The sequence below is a fragment of the Azospirillum oryzae genome (genome assembly GCF_900177515.1).
Classification (GTDB): Bacteria; Pseudomonadota; Alphaproteobacteria; order Azospirillales; family Azospirillaceae; genus Azospirillum; species Azospirillum oryzae_A.
This window is the reverse complement of sequence record NZ_FXAK01000007.1, coordinates 1,752,601-1,771,096: the sequence shown is the minus strand read 5'-3', so window position 1 is coordinate 1,771,096 and position 18,496 is coordinate 1,752,601. Positions and strand designations below refer to the sequence as shown.

Here is an 18,496-nt window from a genome sequence, read left to right as displayed (position 1 = left end):
TTCTCTGTATCAGGTCGGATCGTCGACGGGGGCCTCGGCCACCGCGGCGGTCTGGCGGGCGCGCCAGCCGTCCAGCGCCTCGGCCACCGCCGGGTCCATCAGCGCCATGACCGAGCCGGCCAGCAGGGCCGCATTGATGGCGCCGGCCTTGCCGATGGCCAGCGTGCCGACCGGGACTCCGCCCGGCATCTGCACGATGGACAGCAGGCTGTCCATGCCCTTCAACGCGTGGCTTTCGACCGGAACGCCGAACACCGGCAGCGGCGTCATCGACGCGGCCATGCCCGGCAGATGGGCGGCCCCGCCGGCCCCGGCGATCACCACCTTCAGCCCGCGCGCCTTGGCGGTGGTGGCGTATTCCACCAGCCGGTGCGGGGTGCGGTGGGCGGAAACGATGCGGACCTCGTGCGGGATGCCCAGCGCCGCCAGCGTGTCGGCGGCGTGCTTCATCGTCGTCCAATCGGACTGGCTGCCCATGATGATGCCGACCAGCGGCTGGACGCCGGCAGCCGAAGGGGTGCTGTTCGGGGAGTGGTCGGCGGTCACGGGCTGGCGCTTTCCTCAAGGTCCGGAAAGCGGCGCATTATAGGAAGAGTCGGGCGCCTGTCCAGAGGCGGCGCCGCTCCGCCCCCTTCGGCCATGACGAATCCCAGCCTGCGGCTGCGACATTCCGGCCCTTCCGGTGAAACATGGTTCCACCTATGGTGCCGTCATATATGGACTGGATAGACCCTGCTCATTCCCGGAACCGGACCCATCGCATGACCGACAGCGTTCCCAGCGACGACCAGCGCAAAGAGCACCGCGACATCCGTGCCGCCATGGCGGAGGAGCGGATGGCCGCCGTCGGCATCGACGAGGCGTCGATCGAGACGCTGGTGCGGACCTTCTACGGCAAGATCATGAAGGACGAGGAGCTTGGTCCGATCTTCGGCCGCGCCATCACCGATTGGGAGCCGCATCTGCGCAAGATGATGGATTTCTGGTCGTCCATCGCCTTGCTGACCCAGCGTTACGACGGCCGCCCGATGCCGGTCCACATCTCCCTGGGGCTGGAGCCGCCGCATTTCGAACGCTGGCTCGGCCTGTTCCGTGAGACCGCCCACGAGGTCCTGCCGGCCGAGGGCGCCAATTTCCTGATCGGCAAGGCCGAGAACATCGCCCGCAGCTTCCAGATGGGCATCCAGTTCTTCACCGTGCCAAAGAAGGGGTGAGGGGACCTGGTCTCCCTCTCCCTGGGGGTGAGGGGACCATCAGGCGATCACGCAATGATGTCCGGCAGCAGCCGGCTTTCCAGGACCATGATCTGGTCCTTCAGCATCAGCTTGCGCTTTTTCAACCGCTGCATCTGCAGCTGGTCGTAGGGCGCGCGTTCGACCAGCCGGGCGATGACGTCGTCCAGGTCGCGGTGCTCGCTGCGCAAGCTCGCCAGCTTTTCCTTCAAAATCTCTTGCTCGTTCATCGCGCCCGTTAGGAATGGCCGTTGCCCCGGGTGGATCGGGGGTGCTCTTGCGGGTGACCCGTTGGCTGGGCGGGCCGGACTATACCAGAAATCCGTCGGCACGGCACCGCCAAACCGCCGGTTCGGTCCTTTGGCCATCCGGGATATCACCGCGGCGGGGGATCGGCACAATGCCCCCTTTGCGGATGCGGGCAACGATTGCGGGAAACTCCTGTTCCGGTAACATGGTGGTCCATTTCAATGAACAGGCGAACGGGACGGGAAACTCTCAATGACTGCCCCAATTAAAGCCGGCAAGCGTATCGGCATCCTGACCAGCGGCGGCGATTGCGCCGGGCTGAACGCGGTCATCCGTGCGGTGGTTCACCGCGCCACCGGCTATGGCTGGCAGGTACTGGGCATCAAGGAAGGCACCCAGGGCCTGCTCCAGCGCCCGGTGCAGTATCAGACGCTCGACCTCGGCTGCGTTGACGGCCACATGATGCGCCAGGGCGGCACCATCCTGGGCACGACCAACCGCGGCGACCCCTTCGCCTATCCGATGCCCGACGGCACTCTGAAGGACCGGTCCGACGAGATCATCGGCGGCTATCGCGAACTCGGGCTGGATGCGCTGATCGGCATCGGCGGCGACGGCAGCTTCGCCATCCTGCACAAGCTGGCGCAGAAGGGCGGCTTCCCGATGGTGGGCGTGCCCAAGACCATCGACAACGACCTGGGCAAGACCGAGGTGTCGGTCGGCTACGACACCGCCGTCGCCGTGGCGGTGGAGGCGCTGGACCGCCTGCAGCCCACCGCCGCCAGCCATCACCGCGTGATGGTGCTGGAGGTGATGGGCCGCGACGCCGGCCACATCGCGCTGGCGGCCGGCATCGCCGGCGGCGCCGACGTGATCCTGATCCCGGAAATCGCCTATTCCATCGAAAGCATCGCCGCCAAGATCAAGGACGTCCGCGATTCGGGGCGCAACTTCGCCCTGGTCGTGGTGTCGGAAGCGGTGAAGACCCTGGAGGGCACCGGCGTCAAGAAGGTGCTGCAGGGCGGCGAGAAGCGCTATGGCGGCATCGGTGACTATATCGGCGAGAAGATCGCCGACGCCACCGGGGCCGAGACCCGCGTCACCGTGCTGGGCCATGTCCAGCGCGGCAGCATGCCCAGCCCGCGCGACCGCCTGATCGCGTCGGCCTTCGGCGTCCATGCCGTCGACCTGATCGCGGAAGGCAAGTTCAACCGCATGGTTGCCTGGGCCAACCGCGGCGTCATCGACGTGCCGATCACCGAGGCGATCGAGCATTACTCCTGCGTCGAGCTGGACGGCGCGCTGGTGAAGACCGCCCGCGGCCTGAACATCAGCTTCGGCGACTGACGGGCGCCCCATGACCGGCACCATGTCCGCGAATCCGTTCTGGGACTTCTCCCTGGCCGTCTATGGACGGCCGGGGGTGCCCGCCTGCTGTCTTGCCCTGCAGGACCGGCGCGGGGTGGACGTCAATGTTCTGCTGTTCGCCGCCTGGGCCGGGTTGGAGTGCGGCGTCCGCCTGTCCGCCGACGATCTTGCCCGCATCGACGGGGCGGTGTGCGGCTGGCGGGAGGAGATGGTGCGCCCGCTGCGCGTCCTGCGCCGCCGCGCCAAGCTGGAGGACGACGCCCTCTACCGCCGCATGAAGGCTGCGGAACTGGAGGCCGAGCGTGTCCAGCAGGACCGCCTGTTCGCCGCCGGCGGGCTCACCCCGCAGCCGGGCGGCAGCGTGGAACTGGCCGCCGCCAACATGGCGCTTCTCGTGCCGGGTGGCGATCCGGCACTGGACGAGTTGGTGGGGCTGCTGCGGGGAGGCTAAGTTGTTGCCGTGGGTTTCCCCCTCCCCCTACCTGTTCAGAATCAGCTCGTCCGGATTGCGGGTGACGTTCGACACCAGCACCGGCTTGCCCGCATAGAAGGCGCTGCAGCGCTTGCCGCTGACCAGACGGGTCAGGGCAGCTTCCCACTCGCGTCCCTTGGGGCCGATGATGCGCAACTTCAGCTGGTCGACCAGCGGCACGACCTTGAAGGACTCGATCTCGATCGGCTCGGCACTGGTGGTGGTGAAGAACTCCTGCTTCAGCGTCAGGGTCTTGCCGTTGATCTCCAGCGTCACGTCCTGCGCCCACGGGCAGCCGTTCGACTTGGCGCCTTCGTTGGCCTGCGCGGCAGCGATCCCGAACCCCAGCAACAGGGCAGCGGCGAGAGTGATCCGGTGGAGGCCGGATTGGCAAAATGCCCGGATTGGGCGGGAGGTCATGATCCGCTCCTCAGGAGTGCGGCGCGGACAATAGCGATGCGTCAGTCTCATGACAATCCAGGGAAAATCCTGATTCTGTGACCGTTTGCGACGATTTCCGACCGTGTCCGGCTGGACCGGGGCGGGGGCGCCGGGGCATGATCTGGACCGAGGCTGCATTCCCGCCAACCCGCAAGAGTCCCGATGGTCACTTTGTCGCAGGCCCTGCTGATCGCCCTCGACCACCATCAGGCAGGCCGTGTGGCGGAGGCGGAGGACATCTATCGCCGCATCCTCAACGCCGATCCGGAACATGCCGACGCCATGGAACTTCTGGGCGTGCTCGCCGCCCAGACCGGCCGGTTCGGTGCGGCCGGCCGCATTCTGCGCCTTGCGGTGGCCTTGCGTCCCGATGGGGCCGGCGGCCTGTCCAACCTTGCCGGGGTGGAGCAGTCGGCCGGCGTCCACGATGGCGCGGTGCGGCTCTATGGCCGGGCGCTGCGCCTCATGCCCGGCCTTGCCGACGCTCATGCCAGCCGTGCCGGCGCCCTGCGCCGGTTGGGGCGACCGGAGGCGGCGCTGCTCGCCGCCGGTCAGGCGCTCGCTCTGGCGCCCGGTCATGCCGATGCGCTGGCGAACCGGGCCGCAGCCCTGCTGTCGTCTGGCGATGCCGCATCGGCCGAGCGCTGTGCCCGCCGCTCGCTCCGCCTGAACGCCCGCTCCGCAGTCGCGCACGCGACCCTGGCCGCCGCGCTGGCCGGGCAACGACGTTGGGCGGAAGCGGAGACCGCCGCCCGCGATTCGCTGGCGCTCGACCGGAATGCCGGTGAGGCGTGGGAGGTGCTGGGCGCCGTCCTGGCGAAGCTCGGCCGCTTCACGGAGTCCCTGGAGGCTTTTACGGCGGCCGAACGGCTGCGGCCCGGCCCGTCGCTGTATGCGGCGCGCGGCACCGCCCTGATCGCCATGGCCCGTCCGGTGGAGGCGGCGGCCGACTTCGAGCGTGCCCTGGCCGACCGGCCGCAGGATGCCGGCCTGCACTGGAATCTCGGCTTCGCCTGCCTGATGGCCGGCGATTATCGGCGCGGCTGGCCGGAGTTCGACTGGCGCCGCCATGACGACCGCGCCGAACCGCCCTGGCGCCGCCTCACTCAGCCGACATGGCACGGTGAGTCGCTGATCGGCCGAACCGTCCTGCTCTATGCCGAACAGGGACTGGGCGACACGCTGCAGTTCCTGCGCTATGTCCCGCTGGTGGCGGCCCGCGGCGGCCGGGTGGTGCTGGAGGTACAGCGACCCCTGCTGTCGCTGATGTCCGGGGTGGAGGGCGCGGCGCAGATCATCGCCCGAGGCGACCCGTTGCCGCCCTTCGACCTCGAATGCCCGCTGATGAGCCTGCCGCACGCCTTCGACACCGTCTTGGACGGCGTGCCAGCCGACATTCCCTACCTGCGCCCCGATCCCGTGCGGCTCGCCCGCTGGCGGGACAGGCTCGGGCCGCATACAGCGCTCCGCGTCGGCGTCGTCTGGGCCGGCAACCCGCGCTTTCCCGGCGACGGGGATCGCTCACCCAGGTTGGCCGGCCTGCGTGGGCTGCTCGACGTGCCGGGCTGCCGCTTCTACGGCCTGCAGATGGGGCCGGGCCGCGCCGATCTCGCCGACGCTGTTCTGCCGGAGAGCTTCACCGACCTGGGGCCGGAGATCGCCGACTTCGCCGACACCGCGGCGATCATGGCGAATCTCGACCTCGTGGTGTCGTCCTGCACCGGGCCGGCCCATCTGGCAGGCGCGCTCGGCGTGCCGCTGTGGCTGGCGTTGCCCTTCTCGCCCGACTGGCGCTGGCTGACCGGCCGCGACAACAGCCCCTGGTATCCGTCCGCCCGCCTGTTCCGGCAGCCCGCGCCCGGCGACTGGTCGTCGGTCGTCGGGCACATGGCTGCCGAACTAGCGGCGCTGGCTCAGCGTTTCAGGCCGTTGCCGTAGCGCGAGCAATCGTAATCGTCGGTCCCGGCCTCAGCCCGGCCGCCGTTGGAGGTGTTGTAGCGCGGATCGTCGCAGCGGCCGTTGCGGGCGTAGGACGAATCGGACCCTCCCGACCCGAACAGCCCGCCGCCGCTGCCGCCGAACAGGCCGCCCCCACTACCGCTGCTGCTGGTCTGGTTGCAGGCGGCGAGCGCCAGCGGCACGGCGGCGACGATAAGAACTCGAAGCGCGGTCTTCATGGCATCCCTTCCCGGTTGGTGTTGGCGAAGAAAAAACGTTCCTTCGCCTTCAACAGGGCAGGGCACCGGGAAATTCCCGCGCCGACTCTTTGGCTGATCGTTACTCGAACGGCTGGAACAGGCGGGTGGTGGGATTGATCGCCCACATTTCGCCGGTCTGGATGTCGAACCACCAGCCATGGATGTTCAGTGTGCCGGCTTCCACCCCCTCGCGCACGAAGGGGAAGGTCATCAAATTGTCGACCGACGCGCGAACCGCCGCCCGCTCGATCACCGCCGGGGTGGCCTGCAGCTTTTCCGCATCGGCCCGCGCCTGTTCGGAGCCTTCCGGCCCGACATAGGGGTCGAGCGCCGAACCGGCGATCGACACCCAGGGGGAAACGAAATCGTCGTCCGACTTCTGGCCGGCGCGCAGCCGGATCAGGCCCTGGATGCCACCGCATTGGGCATGGCCCAGCACGATGATCTCCGACACCTTCAGCGACTTGACCGCATATTCGATGGCGGCCGAGGTGCCGTGATAGGCGCCGTCGGGCTGATAAGGCGGGACGAGGTTGGCGACGTTGCGCACGACGAACAGCTCGCCCGGCTCCGCGGTGGTCAGCAGGGCGGGATCGACGCGGCTGTCCGAACAGCCGATCACCAGCACCTCCGGGTGCTGCCCTTCGGTCACCAATTGCCGCATGCTGTCGGGACGCCGCTCGTAGTAACGGGCGCGGAAGGACTTGATGCCGGCCAGAAGCTGGCGGATGGGCTCGCTCGGTTTGCTGCTGAAGGGCATGGTCGGCCTGTTCCCGTTGCTGCCGGCCGGCGGCGTTGCCGGCTCTGCATCATGATTGTTCGACAGCGGTATAACGGCATTGCGTCCGCGCACCAAGCCACCTGTTGGGCGGTGCCGCAACAAGGCGTCGTCGGCGGTTCCGGGTCAAGCTTCTTCCGGTCGTTCGCCCCACCGCCGCAGGTTGCCGGCGTCCAGTCCGAACAGGTCCAGCACCCGCCCGACCGAATGGTCGACCAGATCGTCGATGTTCTGTGGCTTGGCATAGAAAGCAGGGACCGGCGGCGCGATCACCGCGCCCATCTCGGCCAGCGCGGTCATGGTGCGCAGATGGCCCAGATGCAGCGGCGTCTCCCGCACCATCAGCACCAGCCGCCGCCGTTCCTTCAGCGCCACGTCGGCCGCCCGCGTCAGCAGGGTGGAGGTAACGCCGCTGGCGATCTCGCTCATCGTGCGGACGGAGCAGGGGGCGACCACCATGCCCAGCGTGCGGAAACTGCCGCTGGACACCGCCGCGCCGATATCGGCGGCGGCATAGCTGACATCGGCCAGCGCCCGCAGTTCCGCCACCTTCATGCTGCTCTCATGCGCCAGCGTGACCTCGGCGGAGCGGCTGACGACCAGATGCGATTCGACCCCGGTCCGCCGCAGCGTCTGCAGCATGCGGATGCCATAGATCACCCCCGACGCGCCGCTGATGCCAACGACGAGCCGGGGCCGGGGGGTGGCGGAATCGGTCATGGGTGCATTCGCGCCCTCATCAAGGCCCTCTCCCGGGACGGGAGAGGGAACCAATCCCTCAGTGCGCGTCTTCCTGTTCGGAATAGCTGTCGTCGTCGCGGTTCTCGCCATAGAAGTCCTCGGCGGCTTCCTCCGGCGGACGGGGCACGCCGCCGCGGCGGATGGCGAGCGCCAGCGCCTCTTCCAGCTCGCGCTGCGAGCAGAGGCCCAGCATCACCGGACCGCGCGGCTTGATGTTGGCGACGTTCCAGTGGGTGCGGTCGCGCACCGCGGCGATGGTCGGCTTGGTGGTGCCGATCAGGCGGCAGATCTGGGCGTCCGACAGCTCCGGATGGTGCTTCAGCAGCCAGGCGATGGCGTCGGGCTTGTCGCCGCGCTTGGTGATCGGGGTATAGCGCGGACCCTTGGACCGGGAGGCGACCTGCGGAAGGTCGGCGACCAGAAGCTTCAGGCGCAGGTCCTGGTTCTTCTCGCAACGCTCAATTTCCTGCTTGGTCAGCTGGCCGTTGGCGATGGGGTCCAGCCCCACCATACCGACCGCGACCTCGCCGTCGGCGATGGCCTGGACTTCCAGCGAATGCATTCCGCAGAAGGCGGCGATCTGCTCGAAGGACAAGGACGTGTTCTCGACCAGCCAGACGGCAGTCGCTTTCGGCATCAAGGGCAGTGCCATCATCCCTCCTGACAAACTCTTCACCGGCCGCACCCGCTGGCGGGTGGTGCGGCCGGCCGTTCGAACTGGTTATGCGGCGCGGGGGCGGCTTCGCGGCCCCAGGGTCACCCCCGTGGCGGCCGCCCCATTCTCGTCACCACGATATAGGGCGAATACCGGTCCGCGTAAGCATGCTTGCGCAGGCGCACCGGGAAATCCCGGCCGCCCGCTCGCCTCTGCTAACCTGTCTTGGCAGCAGATGGCAAGCCCGACGGCGCCCATACGGTGAAGAAAAGCGCAAAATCAGGCCGACTCCGGCCCCACCGTCAGCACGATCTTGCCGATATGCGCGCTGCTTTCCATCAGCCGGTGCGCCTCGTCCGCCTGATCCAGCGGGAAGGTAGCGTGGATCTGCGGCTTGATGCCGCCGGACTCCAGCAGCGGCAAGACATGCTCGCGCAACGCCCCGGCGATGCGGCCCTTCTCCGCCACCGGACGGGCGCGCAGCGTCGAACCGGTCAGCGTCAGCCGCTTGGTCATCACCGGCGCCATGTTCAGCGACACCTTCGACCCCTGCAGGAAGGCGATGGAGACGTGGCGGCCGTCCACCGCCATGATGTCGATGTCGCGGGCGATGTAATCGCCGCCGACCATGTCCAGCACGACGTCGACTCCGCGCCCACCGGTCGCCTCGCGGATCACCGCGACGAAATCCTCGGTCTTGTAGTTGATGGCCCGATCGGCGCCGAGGTCCTCGCAGGCGCGGCACTTGTCGTCGCTGCCGGCGGTGGTGAACACCGTGGCGCCGAAGGCCTTGGCCAGTTGGATCGCCGTGGTGCCGATGCCGCTCGAGCCGCCATGGATCAGCAGCGTCTCGCCGCGCTTCAAGGCGCCGCGTTCGAACACGTTGGTCCAGACGGTGAAGAAGGTCTCCGGCACCGCCGCCGCCTCGACCATCGACAGCGGGGCCGGGACGGGCAGGGCCTGCACCGCCGGCACCACGCAGTATTCGGCGTAGCCGCCGCCGGCAACCAGCGCGCAGACCTTGTCGCCGCTGGCCCAGGTCTCGACGCCTTCGCCGATGGCGATCACCGTGCCGGACAGTTCCAGCCCCGGCAGGTCGGACGCGCCCGGCGGCGGGTCGTAGCGGCCCTGGCGCTGCAGCGTGTCGGGGCGGTTCACACCGGCGGCCGCGACCTCCACAAGGATTTCGCCGGGGCCAGGCACCGGGGCCGGGCGGCGGGTCGGGCGCAGCACCTCCGGCCCTCCGGGCTGGGTGATCTCGACGCAGCGCATGCTGTCGGGCAAGGCAAGGCCCATGGCGGTCGTCCCTTCCATTTTTGTCTGTCCGTTCCAGGGCCTGACGGCACCGGCACGTTGGCATTGTCCGGTGCGAAAGGTAGATTTGCCGGACCGGCCTGACAAGGCGAACCACGCGGCAGGGGAGGGACCCACACCATGGCCATCGACGACCGTTTCGAGGATCTGGAACCGCGCAAGGCCAAGCCGGCGCCCAAGGACCTGACCGTGATGGGCGTGGCCGAGATCGAGGCCTACATTGCCACGCTGGAGGCGGAGATCGCCCGCGCACGCGCCGCCATCGCCGCCAAGCAGGCGCAGAAATCGGCGGCCGAGGCCTTCTTCAGGAAGGGCTGAGGGGCCAAAGGAAAAGGCCCTTCCCGCCGGGGGGAAGGGCCTTGATTTCCAAGTATTTATCTTACCGCCCGATGCCGACCAGATCGCGGTAGCAGTGCCACGACGCGTGCCCGATCACCGGCAGGGCGATCGCCAGCCCGAGGAAGGCGGTGACCATCCCGGCGCTCATGAACAGCGCGATCAGGAAGCCCCAGGCGATCATCGGCTTGATGTTGGCGCGCACCACGGCGATGCTGGTCGCCATGGCAGTGAAGACGTCGGTCTCGCGGTCCAGCAGCATCGGCACCGACACCACGGCGATGGAGAACACCGCGGTGGCGATGATCCCGCCGAACACCGTCCCGGTCAGCAGGAACGGAATCGTCTCCGCCGAGAAGAAGATGCGGTCGACCAGTTGGTCCAGCGCCGGCGGCTCGCCGGAGAAGAACAGGGCGAAGATCAGGAAGGCGACGCGGATCCAGGCCAGCATCGCCAGCATCAGGACCATGCCGATCCCGGCGATCTGCACGCCGTTGCGGCGATAGGCGGCCACCACTTTGCCGAAGGTCGGCCGTTCCCCCAGTTCCAGCAGCCGGCTGGTCTCGTACAGCCCGACCGCGAACAGCGGACCGACCAGCATGAAGCCCGCCGCCATCGGCAGCAGCAGATACTCCATGTCCAGCGTCGCCAGCCCGACCACGAGGACGAAGCTGGAGATCACCGCCAGCGCGCCATAGGCGAAGCTGATGCCGGGCGCCGCCATCATGTCCTGCCAGGCCGACGCCAGCCAGACCCACGGACGGTCCATCTCGACCGACCGGATCGGCGGAAGCCAAGCCGGGGTATGCGTCTGTGGCGTGTGTGCAGGCCCGCGAAACGACGTCATGTCGACCATGATGACGGCCCTCCCCAAGAACCCAAGGACAGCGCCCGCCGGCGCTCATGAGGGAACTCTCACACAGTCGCGCTGATAGTCGCAATAGGGAACTATCGGTATATCCAATAGTAACAATAACGCTGAGGTTATTCCCACCCCCAAGCTTGGTCTTTTCCGTCCTTTCGGCGGACGACGTCAGTCCTCCCCGTCAAGCTTATGCCCGTCCAAAGTCTGAGTTCGCCGCTCGGCCTCCTTGCGGTCGCGCTCCTTCTCCGCCTTGGTGCGGCCGAATCGGGCCCGATTCGCCTCGGCTTCCTTGGCGCGCTCGGCCTTGTCGCGGGTCTTGCGGAAACGGTTGAGGTTGACCACGTCGCCCATGGCACGGTCTCCGGTGGCTGATTTCAATGGTTCGGGCGCCGCGCGGCCGGTCGGGACGGTCGGCGGACGGGAAATTTCGCGGAAAAAATTCGGGCCGGCCCCGACTTGGCCGTGGGATTGCCCAAATTGCTTGTTTCTTCTGCGGGCGCTAGCTTACCGAAGGACGGCGCGCACCGGAAGTGGACGGTGCGGCGGGTGGGGGGAACGAGTCTTTGTATCGACGTGGCAAAGGGGCGCGGCCGACGACAAGGCCGGTCGCAGGGAAGGCGGAAACCCGGTGAAGAAGATCCTGATCGCTGCACTGGCCGGACTGGCGGTTCTGGCCGGCCTGCTGTTGGCGGCGCCTAGCCTCATCGACTGGAACGCCTACAAGGGCGCCATCGCCGAGCGTGTGTCGCAGGCGACCGGCCGGCAGGTGGAGCTGCATGGCGACGTCGGCTTCACGCTGCTGCCGTCGCCGGCGCTGACCGTGCGCGACGCCCGGCTCGCCAATGCCGCCGGCGCCGCCGAACCCGACATGTTGCGCCTGAAGAAGCTGGACGCCCGGGTCGCGCTCGGCCCCCTGCTTGGCGGGCGCATCCAGGTGGAGAGCATCGCGCTGGTCGAACCGACCTTCGTGGTGGAGGTGCTGAAGGACGGCCGCATCAACTGGGACCTGTCCACCGCCGGCCCCCGTGCCGGTGACGGTCTGGGTGCAGCCGAGGGGCTGGTCTCCGCCGTCAGTTTCGATCAGGTGATGATCGACAACGGCACCATCATCTATCGCGACGACCGCAACGGCCGGACCGAGACGGTCGAGAAGCTGAACGCCCGCATCGCCGCCGGCAGCCTGAACGGTCCCTTCCAGCTCCAGGGCGATTTCCGCCTGCGCGGCCTGTCCCTGCATGGCGAGGCAACGGCCGGCCGCTTCACCGAAGGGGCGGCAGTGCCGGTGCGCGCCACCCTGTCGATGCCCCACACCGACGCGACCCTGCGCTTCGCCGGCATCCTGACCGGCGGCAATGGCGGGACCAATGCCGGCGGCGGGTCCAAGGTGCAGGGAGACCTGCGGGCCGAGGGCAGCGACTTCGCCAAGCTGGTGGACGCCCCCGCCTCCGGCTGGGCTCCCGCGGCGCTGAGCCAGTCCTTCAGCCTGCGTGCGACGGTGGAGGCGGGGACCAGCCTCGCCACCTTCTCCGGCCTGGAAGCGCAGCTGGGCGACACGCGGGCCACCGGCAACGCCACGCTCCGCGCCGGCGACCCGGCCAAGCGCGAGAGTCCGCGCACCGAACTGACCCTCGCCGTCAACCGGCTGGATCTCGATGCCTGGCTGGCGCAGGGCGGGCGCAACGGCGCCGCTGCGAGCAATGGCAGCGGCAGCGGCCGGGGCACGCCGGCTCCCGCCGCCGGTGCCGCGGGCGCCACGGGCGACCGGGCGCCGCTGCCGTCCTTCGCGCTGCCGACCGGCGTGGAGGCGAAGCTGGACGTCGCCATCGACGCCATCGGCTACAACCGCGGCGTGGTGCGCCAGGGCCGGATCGAGGCCAGCCTATCCGCCGGGCGGCTCAACATCGACCGGGTCAGCGCGCTGCTGCCCGGCGGCTCCGACTTCGTCGCGGCGGGCGAAGTGACCACGCCGGGCGGGCAGCCGACGCTCGACCTGCGGATGGAGGCGAATGCCGACAACCTTCGCGCGCTGCTGGAGTGGGCGAAGCTGGACCCGCGCGGCGTCCCGGCCGACCGGCTGCGACGCGCCTCGCTGTCGGCCCGGCTGCAGGGCCATGCCGATCGCTTCGAACTGTCAGGCCTGGATTTCCGCTTCGACAGCAGCCGGCTCAGCGGCGCCGTCGCCTATGTCGACCGTGGCCGGCCCGCCTTCGGCGCCCGGCTGGAACTGGACCGCCTGAACCTGGACGGCTATTTGCCGGCCGATCCCGCTCCGACGCAGCCCGCACTCCAAACTCAAGCCCAGCCCCAGCCGGCTCCGCGCGCCGCCGCCTCCGACGGCGGACAGACCACGCAGCGGCTGCTCGGCCTCGCCGACGCCAACCTCGATCTGCGGGTCGGCCAGCTGACGGTCGGCGGCCTTCCGGTCCAGGGGCTCCACCTCGACGCCACGGTCGCCTCCGGCGCGCTGACGGTGCGCGAGGCCAAGGTGGAGGATCTCGCCGGTCTGCAGGCGCGGATCGACGGGCAGGTCGCCAGCCTGATTCCGCTGCGCGGCGTCAACCTCGCCCTGGCGGCGGATGCCAAGTCCCTCGGCGGCCTGCCCAGCGCCGTCTCCTGGCCGTCCGGCCTGCCGGTGCCGGAACGGCTGGGCGCGGTCAGCGTCAAGGCCCGGCTGGCCGGCGACGGCGAGCGGCTGGCGGTGGAGGCTTCGGCCGGCATGCTCGGCGGCACGGCCGAGGCCGGCGGCGCCCTGCTCGGCCTCGACCGCAAGCCCGAAGCCGACCTGAAGCTGCGCGTCACCCATCCGGAGATGGGGCGCATCGCCGCCCTGTTCACCGACAGCGGTCTGGCCCGCGCCTATGGCCCGCTGGACCTTTATGGAGAGCTGTCGGGCAATGCATCGTCTCCCGCCCTGAAGAACCTCCAGGGGCTGGTCGCCGGCATCCCCGTGCGTGGCAGGCTGACCCTCGACCGCAAGTCGGAGCGCGCCGCCTTCCAGGCCGACATCCAGACCGGCGACCTCGATCTCGACCGGCTGCGCAATGCGCCGCTGGTCGGCGACGGCGCCGGCCGCACCGCCAACGTCGCCTCCGATCCCGCCGCCGACCTGCCGCCAGCCGACCCGCTGTCGGACCTCAGTTGGATGCAGTCGCTGGATGGGCGGCTCGGCCTGACCTCCACCTCCCTGACGGTGGCGGGGCAGCGCATCGTCCAGCCGGCGTTGCGCGCCACCCTCGACAACGGCGTCGCAACGCTGGAGCAACTGGACGGCGAGTGGCAGGGCGGGCAGATCGGCGCCAGCGGCCGGCTCGCCGCCGCGCCGGGGCAGGCGCCGAAACTCGACGCCGACCTCACCGTCATCAAGGCCGACATGGGCGGCGCCCTGTCGGGCTTCGCCGGGCTTGGCCTCAGCGGCGGCACGGTCGATCTGGACGTGACCCTGTCGGGCAGCGGCCGCGGCGACGCGCTTCTGCGCAGCCTGACCGGCCGTGGCCGCGCGGTGGCGTCGGGCGGCGTGCTGCGCGGCGTCGACCTCGGAGCATTGCGCAGCCGCCTTGCCGGGGTCGAGCGCACGCAGGAGGTGCTGGGCGCCGTCGCCGGCGCGCTGCAGGGCGGCGAGACCAAGCTGGACCGGCTGGATGCCCGCTTCGTCGTCGACAAGGGAGAGATCCGCACCGAGGACGCACGCCTGACCACCGCGCCGGCCGACGGCACGCTGACCGGCACGATCTCCCTTCCCGAGGAACGGGTGGATCTGGGGCTGACCCTGGCGGTGAAGGCGGACGGCGATCTGCCGCCGCTGACGTTGCGCATGGCAGGTCCCTGGGCCACGCCGACCCAGACGCTGGACCTGAAGGCTCTGCGTGACCACTTCAACGCAGCCGCGCCCAACAAATAAGGCCCGGCCGAAAGGACGTCCTGCCCACAAGGGTCACGGGCGTTCCAAGGGCGTTGAAGTCGCCGCGCGCGGCGTCCATAATGAACGAACGGTAACCGGAAGTCAGAGCGATGCAGGTGGACAACAGGATTTTGGACGACCTCGCCCGTGTGGCAGGTGGCGCGCTCGGCGCCTTCTCGTCCTTGCGCGAAGAGGCAGAAGGCCAACTGCGGGCCCAGCTCGAACGGGTTCTGTCACGGATGGACGTCGTCAGCCGCGAGGAATACGAGGCTGTCCGCGCCATGGCCGCCAAGGCCCGCGAGGAGCAGGAGGCGATGGCCGAGCGGCTTGCCGCGCTGGAGGCCACCGTCGCATCGCTGAGCGCCGCGAAGGCACCGCTGCCGGTCGTGGTCGAGCCCGCCGGCGTCCCCGCCCTGGCCGAATCCGAGCCGGCAAAGCCCGCCGCGGCAGGCGAGGGCAAGTCCGACACCACTGCCTCCCCGGCACCCTGAGCGGCAGCGCCGCCGCACCCAGCGGACGCTCCCTCCCGTCGGCACGCGCCGTCATACCGCGCCGCGTCCTGCGGTGGGGATGGTCCGCTGCAGCGCCACGCCCGCCTTTTCATCATCTTCGGGGTATTGCCCCGGACCCGCGCGCCAACGCCGGCGCGTCGTTGCGGTCCGGGTGAACGGTACCGCCCATAGCGCCTTCACAGGAGGACGCGCACATGTCGGCAGTCGCCGTAGAGACCACCACTTCCGCCCACAATCCGCTCGACGTGGTCGAGGAGATCGTCACCGCCAACGAATGGCCTTTCGACCGCGCCACCGAGGACGAATTGGTCGTCGAGATCGGCGGGCGCTGGTGCGATTACCGGCTTTATTTCGTCTGGCAGCCGGACGTCAGCGCGATGCAGTTCTCCTGCCAATTCGACATGAAGGTCCAGGCCGCCCGCCGCACCGCCGTCGCCGAACTGCTGGCCGAGGTCAACGGCCGTATGTGGCTTGGCCATTTCGACGTCTGCTCGGAAGAGCACACGCCGATGTTCCGCCAGACCATGCTGCTGCGCGGCTCGCGCGGCGCCGCGGTGGAGCAGCTGGAGGATCTGGTGGAGATCGCGCTGTCGGAATGCGAGCGCTTCTACCCCGCCTTCCAGTTCGTGATCTGGGGCGGGAAATCGGCGTCGGAGGCGGTGTCCGCCGCCATTCTCGACACCATGGGCGAAGCGTAAGCGAATAAACCTGAAGTGAAGGGGAAGGTCACGGTCATGACGGCGGAATCGGGTGCGTCGCTGCTGCTGGTCGGTTGCGGGAAGATGGGCGGGGCGATGCTGGACGGCTGGCTCGCCGCCGGGACCGCGTCGCGCGTGGTGGTGGTCGACCGCGCCGGTCTGCCGCAATCGGTCGCGGGCGATTCGCGCGTCACCCTGGCATCCGGCGCCGACGCGCTGCCGGACGGCTTCGTTCCCGACGTGATTGTCCTGGCGGTGAAGCCCCAGGTGATGGAGGACGCGCTGCCGTCCTACCGCGCCCTGGTCCGTCCGGGCACCGTCTTCCTGTCGATCGCCGCCGGCAAGACCATCGCCTATTTCGAACGGCTGCTGGGGGAGGGGGCGGTCGTCGTCCGCTCCATGCCCAACACGCCGGCCGCCATCGGCCGCGGCATGACCGTCGCCGTCCCGAACGCCCGCGTCAGCGCCGCCCAACGCGATCTGTCCGACCGCCTGCTGCGCGCCGTCGGCGACGTCGCCTGGGTGGAGGACGAAGGACTGCTCGACCCCGTCACCGCCGTGTCGGGCAGCGGCCCGGCCTATGTCTTCTTCCTGGTCGAGGCGATGGCCAAGGCCGGCGAGGCCGCCGGTCTGCCCGCCGATCTGGCGATGCGGCTGGCCCGCGCCACCGTGTCGGGCGCCGGCGCCCTGCTCGACGCCTCGCCGCAGGAGGCCGCCGACCTGCGCAAGGCGGTGACCAGCCCGAATGGCACCACCCAGGCGGCGCTGGAGGTGCTGATGGCCGAGGATGGGGTGCAGCCGGTGATGACCGCCGCCATCGCCGCCGCCACCCGGCGGTCGCGCGAACTGGCCGGTTGAGGGGACGCCGACACCATGACGACGCTCAGCCCCTCCGCCGCCCGCGTCCAGGCCCTGTTGGACAGCATCGGCCTCGGCCATCGCGTGGTCGAGCATGAAGGCAGCACCCGCACCTCGGAAGACGCCGCAAACTCCGTCGGCTGCGAGGTGGCGCAGATCGCCAAGTCGCTGATTTTCCGCACCAAGGAGACCGGCCGCCCGGTCCTCGTCGTCGCCAGCGGCGCCAACCGGGTGGACGAGAAGGCCGTCGGCCGTGTGATCGGCGAGAAGATCGAGCGGGCCGACCCGGAGTTCGTTCGGGAGTCGACCGGCTTCGCCATCGGCGGCGTTCCGCCCATCGGCCATGCCGTCCCGCCTCTGGTGCTGATCGACGACGACCTGCTGCGGCTGGAGACCATCTGGGGCGCCGCCGGCACGCCCAACGCCGTCTTCCGCCTGACCCCTGCCGATCTGGTCAGCATGACCGGCGGCCGGGTGGAAACCATCCGCAAGGCATAACTGAAGGGGGGGACGGGTGACGTTCGCCCGTCCGCACACCACCTTATCAGGCGATCCCTGTCGCCTGGAGGTGATGCCATGTCCGACATGTCGTCCGACAAGCCTGAAGACAACAGCTTCCGCTCCGGTCCAACGGACCCCGATTCCCTCGACCGTGCCGTGGCATCGGCGGCGATGGGGCTGGCGGCCGAGAAGGGCTGGCGCCGCGTCAGCCTGCTGGAGGTTGCGCACACCGCCGGCATTCCGCTGTCACGCTTCCATCACCGCTATCGCGGGCGCGCCGACCTGTTGGCGGCGGTGTCACGGGTCGCCGATGAAACCGTTCTCGCGGGGGATATCGCCGCCGACCCGACCGAATCGGCGCGCGACCGGCTGTTCGACGTGATGATGCGTCGCTTCGACGCGCTGCGCCCCTTCCGCGACGGGCTGCGGTCGGTGGTGCGCGACCTGCCGGCCGATCCCGCGACCGCGCTTGCCTTCTCCTGCGCCTTCGGCCGTTCCATGGCCTGGATGCTGCGCGCCGCCGGGATCGATCCGGACCAGCGCGGCGGCACGGCGCTGGTCGCCGGCCTCGGCACCGTCCATGCGCGGGTGATGCGGGTGTTCCTGAACGACGACACCGCCGACCTGTCGCGAACCATGGCGGCGCTCGACAACGCGCTGCGCGGGGCGGAGCGCTGGGGCGCGACCTTCTGCCGCTGGACCAGCCGGCGCGGTCCATTGGGCCGGTCGTCGGGAACGGAGTCCATGTCGTCAGGCATTTAGCGACGTGCAGGCGATCCGCGTCGGGGGCTTTCTCCCGCCAAGGTTATGCTGCGGCGCAAAAAACCGGATTGACTAACTTTTCGGCACTCTGCATAGTCGGCCTCTGTAATGTTGCGACGCAACATGTCCGTATTCAGATGCGGGCAGCAAACACCGATACCGGGATGAGAAACATGGCCAAGATCAGCGGTAACCCCTTCCTCGAATTCGATCCGTCCAAGATGATGGGCGACCTGAAGGTGCCGGGCGTGGACGTCGAGTCCATCATCGCCAGCCAGCGCCGCAACATCGAGGCGGTGACCGCTGCCAACCAGCTGGCCTTCGAAGGCTTCCAGGCCATCGTCCGCCGTCAGGCCGAGGTGCTGCGCACCGTCGCCGAGGACGTGAACCGCGCCGTCGGTGAGCTGTCGGCCGCCGGCACCCCGGAAGAGAAGGCCGCCAAGCAGGCCGATCTGGTCAAGGCCGCCTTCGAGAAGTCGCTGGCCAACATCCGCGAGCTGAGCGAGATGATTGCCAAGTCGAACACCGAGGCCGCCGAGATCCTGACCAAGCGCGTGTCGGACAGCCTGGACGAGGTCAAGGCCGCCATCGCCAAGGCGAAGGTCTGATCCACTCCGG

Annotated in this window: 22 protein-coding genes; 12 read left to right on the top strand and 10 right to left on the bottom strand. The window is 69.2% G+C overall.

The annotated features are described in order from the left end of the window. Positions 1-9: 9 nt before the first annotated feature. Complete coding sequence (gene purE, locus B9N97_RS20830; protein WP_085089648.1) at positions 10-546, bottom strand: 5-(carboxyamino)imidazole ribonucleotide mutase; 537 nt, start codon at positions 544-546, stop codon at positions 10-12. A gap of 215 nt (positions 547-761) precedes the next feature. Between purE and B9N97_RS20825 the strand changes: the two genes are divergently transcribed. After that, entirely contained in the window at positions 762-1,214 is a 453-nt protein-coding gene (locus tag B9N97_RS20825) for a group III truncated hemoglobin (protein ID WP_085089647.1), read from the top strand. A gap of 47 nt (positions 1,215-1,261) precedes the next feature. On the opposite strand, the gene B9N97_RS20820 is transcribed toward B9N97_RS20825, so the two are convergent. Continuing rightward, positions 1,262-1,462, bottom strand: coding sequence for a YdcH family protein (locus tag B9N97_RS20820; protein WP_085089646.1), 201 nt, complete (start codon positions 1,460-1,462; stop codon positions 1,262-1,264). A gap of 271 nt (positions 1,463-1,733) precedes the next feature. Between B9N97_RS20820 and B9N97_RS20815 the strand changes: the two genes are divergently transcribed. Both B9N97_RS20815 and B9N97_RS20810 read left to right on the top strand, forming a co-directional pair. Then, positions 1,734-2,828, top strand: coding sequence for an ATP-dependent 6-phosphofructokinase (locus B9N97_RS20815; protein ID WP_085089645.1), 1,095 nt, complete (start codon positions 1,734-1,736; stop codon positions 2,826-2,828). 22 nt (positions 2,829-2,850) lie between these two features. After that, positions 2,851-3,300: a TIGR02444 family protein gene (locus tag B9N97_RS20810; RefSeq protein WP_085090692.1), complete on the top strand. Its 450-nt coding sequence runs from the start codon at positions 2,851-2,853 to the stop codon at positions 3,298-3,300. Positions 3,301-3,327: 27 nt separating this feature from the next. On the opposite strand, the gene B9N97_RS20805 is transcribed toward B9N97_RS20810, so the two are convergent. After that, the gene (locus B9N97_RS20805) at positions 3,328-3,741 is read right to left on the bottom strand and encodes a hypothetical protein (protein ID WP_085089644.1); all 414 of its coding nucleotides are present in this window, start codon (positions 3,739-3,741) and stop codon (positions 3,328-3,330) included. 183 nt (positions 3,742-3,924) lie between these two features. On the opposite strand from B9N97_RS20805, the gene B9N97_RS20800 reads away from it, so the two are divergent. Beyond that, positions 3,925-5,700 (top strand): tetratricopeptide repeat protein, encoded by a 1,776-nt coding sequence (locus tag B9N97_RS20800; protein WP_085089643.1) that lies wholly within the window; start codon positions 3,925-3,927, stop codon positions 5,698-5,700. Here the strand turns inward: B9N97_RS20800 and B9N97_RS20795 are convergent. The 5 genes from B9N97_RS20795 to B9N97_RS20775 form a co-directional block, all read right to left on the bottom strand. Continuing rightward, positions 5,676-5,939, bottom strand: coding sequence for a hypothetical protein (locus B9N97_RS20795; protein ID WP_085089642.1), 264 nt, complete (start codon positions 5,937-5,939; stop codon positions 5,676-5,678). The two genes, B9N97_RS20800 and B9N97_RS20795, sit on opposite strands and share 25 nt — an antisense overlap. Before the next feature lie 100 nt (positions 5,940-6,039). Beyond that, on the bottom strand, positions 6,040-6,720 hold the full coding sequence (locus tag B9N97_RS20790) for a carbonic anhydrase (RefSeq protein WP_085089641.1): 681 nt from the start codon (positions 6,718-6,720) through the stop codon (positions 6,040-6,042). A gap of 144 nt (positions 6,721-6,864) precedes the next feature. Beyond that, the gene (locus tag B9N97_RS20785; protein ID WP_085089640.1) at positions 6,865-7,458 is read right to left on the bottom strand and encodes a UbiX family flavin prenyltransferase; all 594 of its coding nucleotides are present in this window, start codon (positions 7,456-7,458) and stop codon (positions 6,865-6,867) included. 58 nt (positions 7,459-7,516) lie between these two features. After that, positions 7,517-8,131 (bottom strand): DUF1013 domain-containing protein, encoded by a 615-nt coding sequence (locus tag B9N97_RS20780; RefSeq protein ID WP_085090691.1) that lies wholly within the window; start codon positions 8,129-8,131, stop codon positions 7,517-7,519. Positions 8,132-8,413: 282 nt separating this feature from the next. Continuing rightward, entirely contained in the window at positions 8,414-9,430 is a 1,017-nt protein-coding gene (locus tag B9N97_RS20775) for an NAD(P)H-quinone oxidoreductase (RefSeq protein ID WP_085090690.1), read from the bottom strand. Positions 9,431-9,568: 138 nt separating this feature from the next. Here B9N97_RS20775 and B9N97_RS20770 point away from each other — a divergent pair, with 138 nt between their 5' ends. Further along, positions 9,569-9,766 (top strand): DUF1192 family protein, encoded by a 198-nt coding sequence (locus tag B9N97_RS20770; RefSeq protein ID WP_085089639.1) that lies wholly within the window; start codon positions 9,569-9,571, stop codon positions 9,764-9,766. A gap of 61 nt (positions 9,767-9,827) precedes the next feature. Here the strand turns inward: B9N97_RS20770 and B9N97_RS20765 are convergent, their stop codons facing one another. Both B9N97_RS20765 and B9N97_RS20760 read right to left on the bottom strand, forming a co-directional pair. Beyond that, the gene (locus tag B9N97_RS20765; RefSeq protein ID WP_244560816.1) at positions 9,828-10,553 is read right to left on the bottom strand and encodes a DUF2189 domain-containing protein; all 726 of its coding nucleotides are present in this window, start codon (positions 10,551-10,553) and stop codon (positions 9,828-9,830) included. Between the two features lie 264 nt (positions 10,554-10,817). Beyond that, the gene (locus B9N97_RS20760) at positions 10,818-11,000 is read right to left on the bottom strand and encodes a DUF4169 family protein (RefSeq protein WP_085089637.1); all 183 of its coding nucleotides are present in this window, start codon (positions 10,998-11,000) and stop codon (positions 10,818-10,820) included. A 277-nt stretch (positions 11,001-11,277) separates the two neighbouring features. Between B9N97_RS20760 and B9N97_RS20755 the strand changes: the two genes are divergently transcribed. The 7 genes from B9N97_RS20755 to B9N97_RS20725 all read left to right on the top strand — a co-directional run bounded on the left by B9N97_RS20755 (position 11,278) and on the right by B9N97_RS20725 (position 18,486). Continuing rightward, the gene (locus tag B9N97_RS20755; protein ID WP_085089636.1) at positions 11,278-14,547 is read left to right on the top strand and encodes an AsmA family protein; all 3,270 of its coding nucleotides are present in this window, start codon (positions 11,278-11,280) and stop codon (positions 14,545-14,547) included. A gap of 110 nt (positions 14,548-14,657) precedes the next feature. Beyond that, entirely contained in the window at positions 14,658-15,038 is a 381-nt protein-coding gene (locus B9N97_RS20750) for an accessory factor UbiK family protein (RefSeq protein ID WP_085089635.1), read from the top strand. 215 nt (positions 15,039-15,253) lie between these two features. Continuing rightward, the gene (locus B9N97_RS20745; protein WP_085089634.1) at positions 15,254-15,757 is read left to right on the top strand and encodes a type III secretion system chaperone family protein; all 504 of its coding nucleotides are present in this window, start codon (positions 15,254-15,256) and stop codon (positions 15,755-15,757) included. A 36-nt stretch (positions 15,758-15,793) separates the two neighbouring features. After that, entirely contained in the window at positions 15,794-16,615 is an 822-nt protein-coding gene (gene proC / locus B9N97_RS20740) for a pyrroline-5-carboxylate reductase (RefSeq protein ID WP_085089633.1), read from the top strand. 15 nt (positions 16,616-16,630) lie between these two features. After that, complete coding sequence (locus B9N97_RS20735) at positions 16,631-17,113, top strand: YbaK/EbsC family protein (RefSeq protein WP_085089632.1); 483 nt, start codon at positions 16,631-16,633, stop codon at positions 17,111-17,113. A 78-nt stretch (positions 17,114-17,191) separates the two neighbouring features. After that, positions 17,192-17,878, top strand: coding sequence for a TetR/AcrR family transcriptional regulator (locus B9N97_RS20730; RefSeq protein ID WP_085089631.1), 687 nt, complete (start codon positions 17,192-17,194; stop codon positions 17,876-17,878). Between the two features lie 173 nt (positions 17,879-18,051). After that, entirely contained in the window at positions 18,052-18,486 is a 435-nt protein-coding gene (locus tag B9N97_RS20725; protein WP_085089630.1) for a phasin family protein, read from the top strand. The last annotated feature ends 10 nt before the right edge of the window (positions 18,487-18,496 follow it).

Excerpts from the sequence above, each read along its gene's own strand:
- B9N97_RS20775 (WP_085090690.1), bottom strand. The coding sequence starts at position 9,430 with ATGGGCCTTGCCTTGCCCGACAGCATGCGCTGCGTCGAGATCACCCAG.
- B9N97_RS20800 (WP_085089643.1), top strand. The coding sequence starts at position 3,925 with ATGGTCACTTTGTCGCAGGCCCTGCTGATCGCCCTCGACCACCATCAG.
- B9N97_RS20730 (WP_085089631.1), top strand. The coding sequence starts at position 17,192 with ATGTCCGACATGTCGTCCGACAAGCCTGAAGACAACAGCTTCCGCTCC.
- B9N97_RS20820 (WP_085089646.1), bottom strand. The coding sequence starts at position 1,462 with ATGAACGAGCAAGAGATTTTGAAGGAAAAGCTGGCGAGCTTGCGCAGC.
- B9N97_RS20750 (WP_085089635.1), top strand. The coding sequence starts at position 14,658 with ATGCAGGTGGACAACAGGATTTTGGACGACCTCGCCCGTGTGGCAGGT.
- B9N97_RS20725 (WP_085089630.1), top strand. The coding sequence starts at position 18,052 with ATGGCCAAGATCAGCGGTAACCCCTTCCTCGAATTCGATCCGTCCAAG.
- proC (WP_085089633.1), top strand. The coding sequence starts at position 15,794 with ATGACGGCGGAATCGGGTGCGTCGCTGCTGCTGGTCGGTTGCGGGAAG.
- B9N97_RS20735 (WP_085089632.1), top strand. The coding sequence starts at position 16,631 with ATGACGACGCTCAGCCCCTCCGCCGCCCGCGTCCAGGCCCTGTTGGAC.
- B9N97_RS20780 (WP_085090691.1), bottom strand. The coding sequence starts at position 8,131 with ATGGCACTGCCCTTGATGCCGAAAGCGACTGCCGTCTGGCTGGTCGAG.
- B9N97_RS20790 (WP_085089641.1), bottom strand. The coding sequence starts at position 6,720 with ATGCCCTTCAGCAGCAAACCGAGCGAGCCCATCCGCCAGCTTCTGGCC.
- B9N97_RS20745 (WP_085089634.1), top strand. The coding sequence starts at position 15,254 with ATGTCGGCAGTCGCCGTAGAGACCACCACTTCCGCCCACAATCCGCTC.
- B9N97_RS20805 (WP_085089644.1), bottom strand. The coding sequence starts at position 3,741 with ATGACCTCCCGCCCAATCCGGGCATTTTGCCAATCCGGCCTCCACCGG.
- B9N97_RS20760 (WP_085089637.1), bottom strand. The coding sequence starts at position 11,000 with ATGGGCGACGTGGTCAACCTCAACCGTTTCCGCAAGACCCGCGACAAG.
- B9N97_RS20795 (WP_085089642.1), bottom strand. The coding sequence starts at position 5,939 with ATGAAGACCGCGCTTCGAGTTCTTATCGTCGCCGCCGTGCCGCTGGCG.
- B9N97_RS20810 (WP_085090692.1), top strand. The coding sequence starts at position 2,851 with ATGTCCGCGAATCCGTTCTGGGACTTCTCCCTGGCCGTCTATGGACGG.
- B9N97_RS20765 (WP_244560816.1), bottom strand. The coding sequence starts at position 10,553 with ATGGACCGTCCGTGGGTCTGGCTGGCGTCGGCCTGGCAGGACATGATG.
- B9N97_RS20770 (WP_085089639.1), top strand. The coding sequence starts at position 9,569 with ATGGCCATCGACGACCGTTTCGAGGATCTGGAACCGCGCAAGGCCAAG.
- B9N97_RS20815 (WP_085089645.1), top strand. The coding sequence starts at position 1,734 with ATGACTGCCCCAATTAAAGCCGGCAAGCGTATCGGCATCCTGACCAGC.
- B9N97_RS20785 (WP_085089640.1), bottom strand. The coding sequence starts at position 7,458 with ATGACCGATTCCGCCACCCCCCGGCCCCGGCTCGTCGTTGGCATCAGC.
- B9N97_RS20825 (WP_085089647.1), top strand. The coding sequence starts at position 762 with ATGACCGACAGCGTTCCCAGCGACGACCAGCGCAAAGAGCACCGCGAC.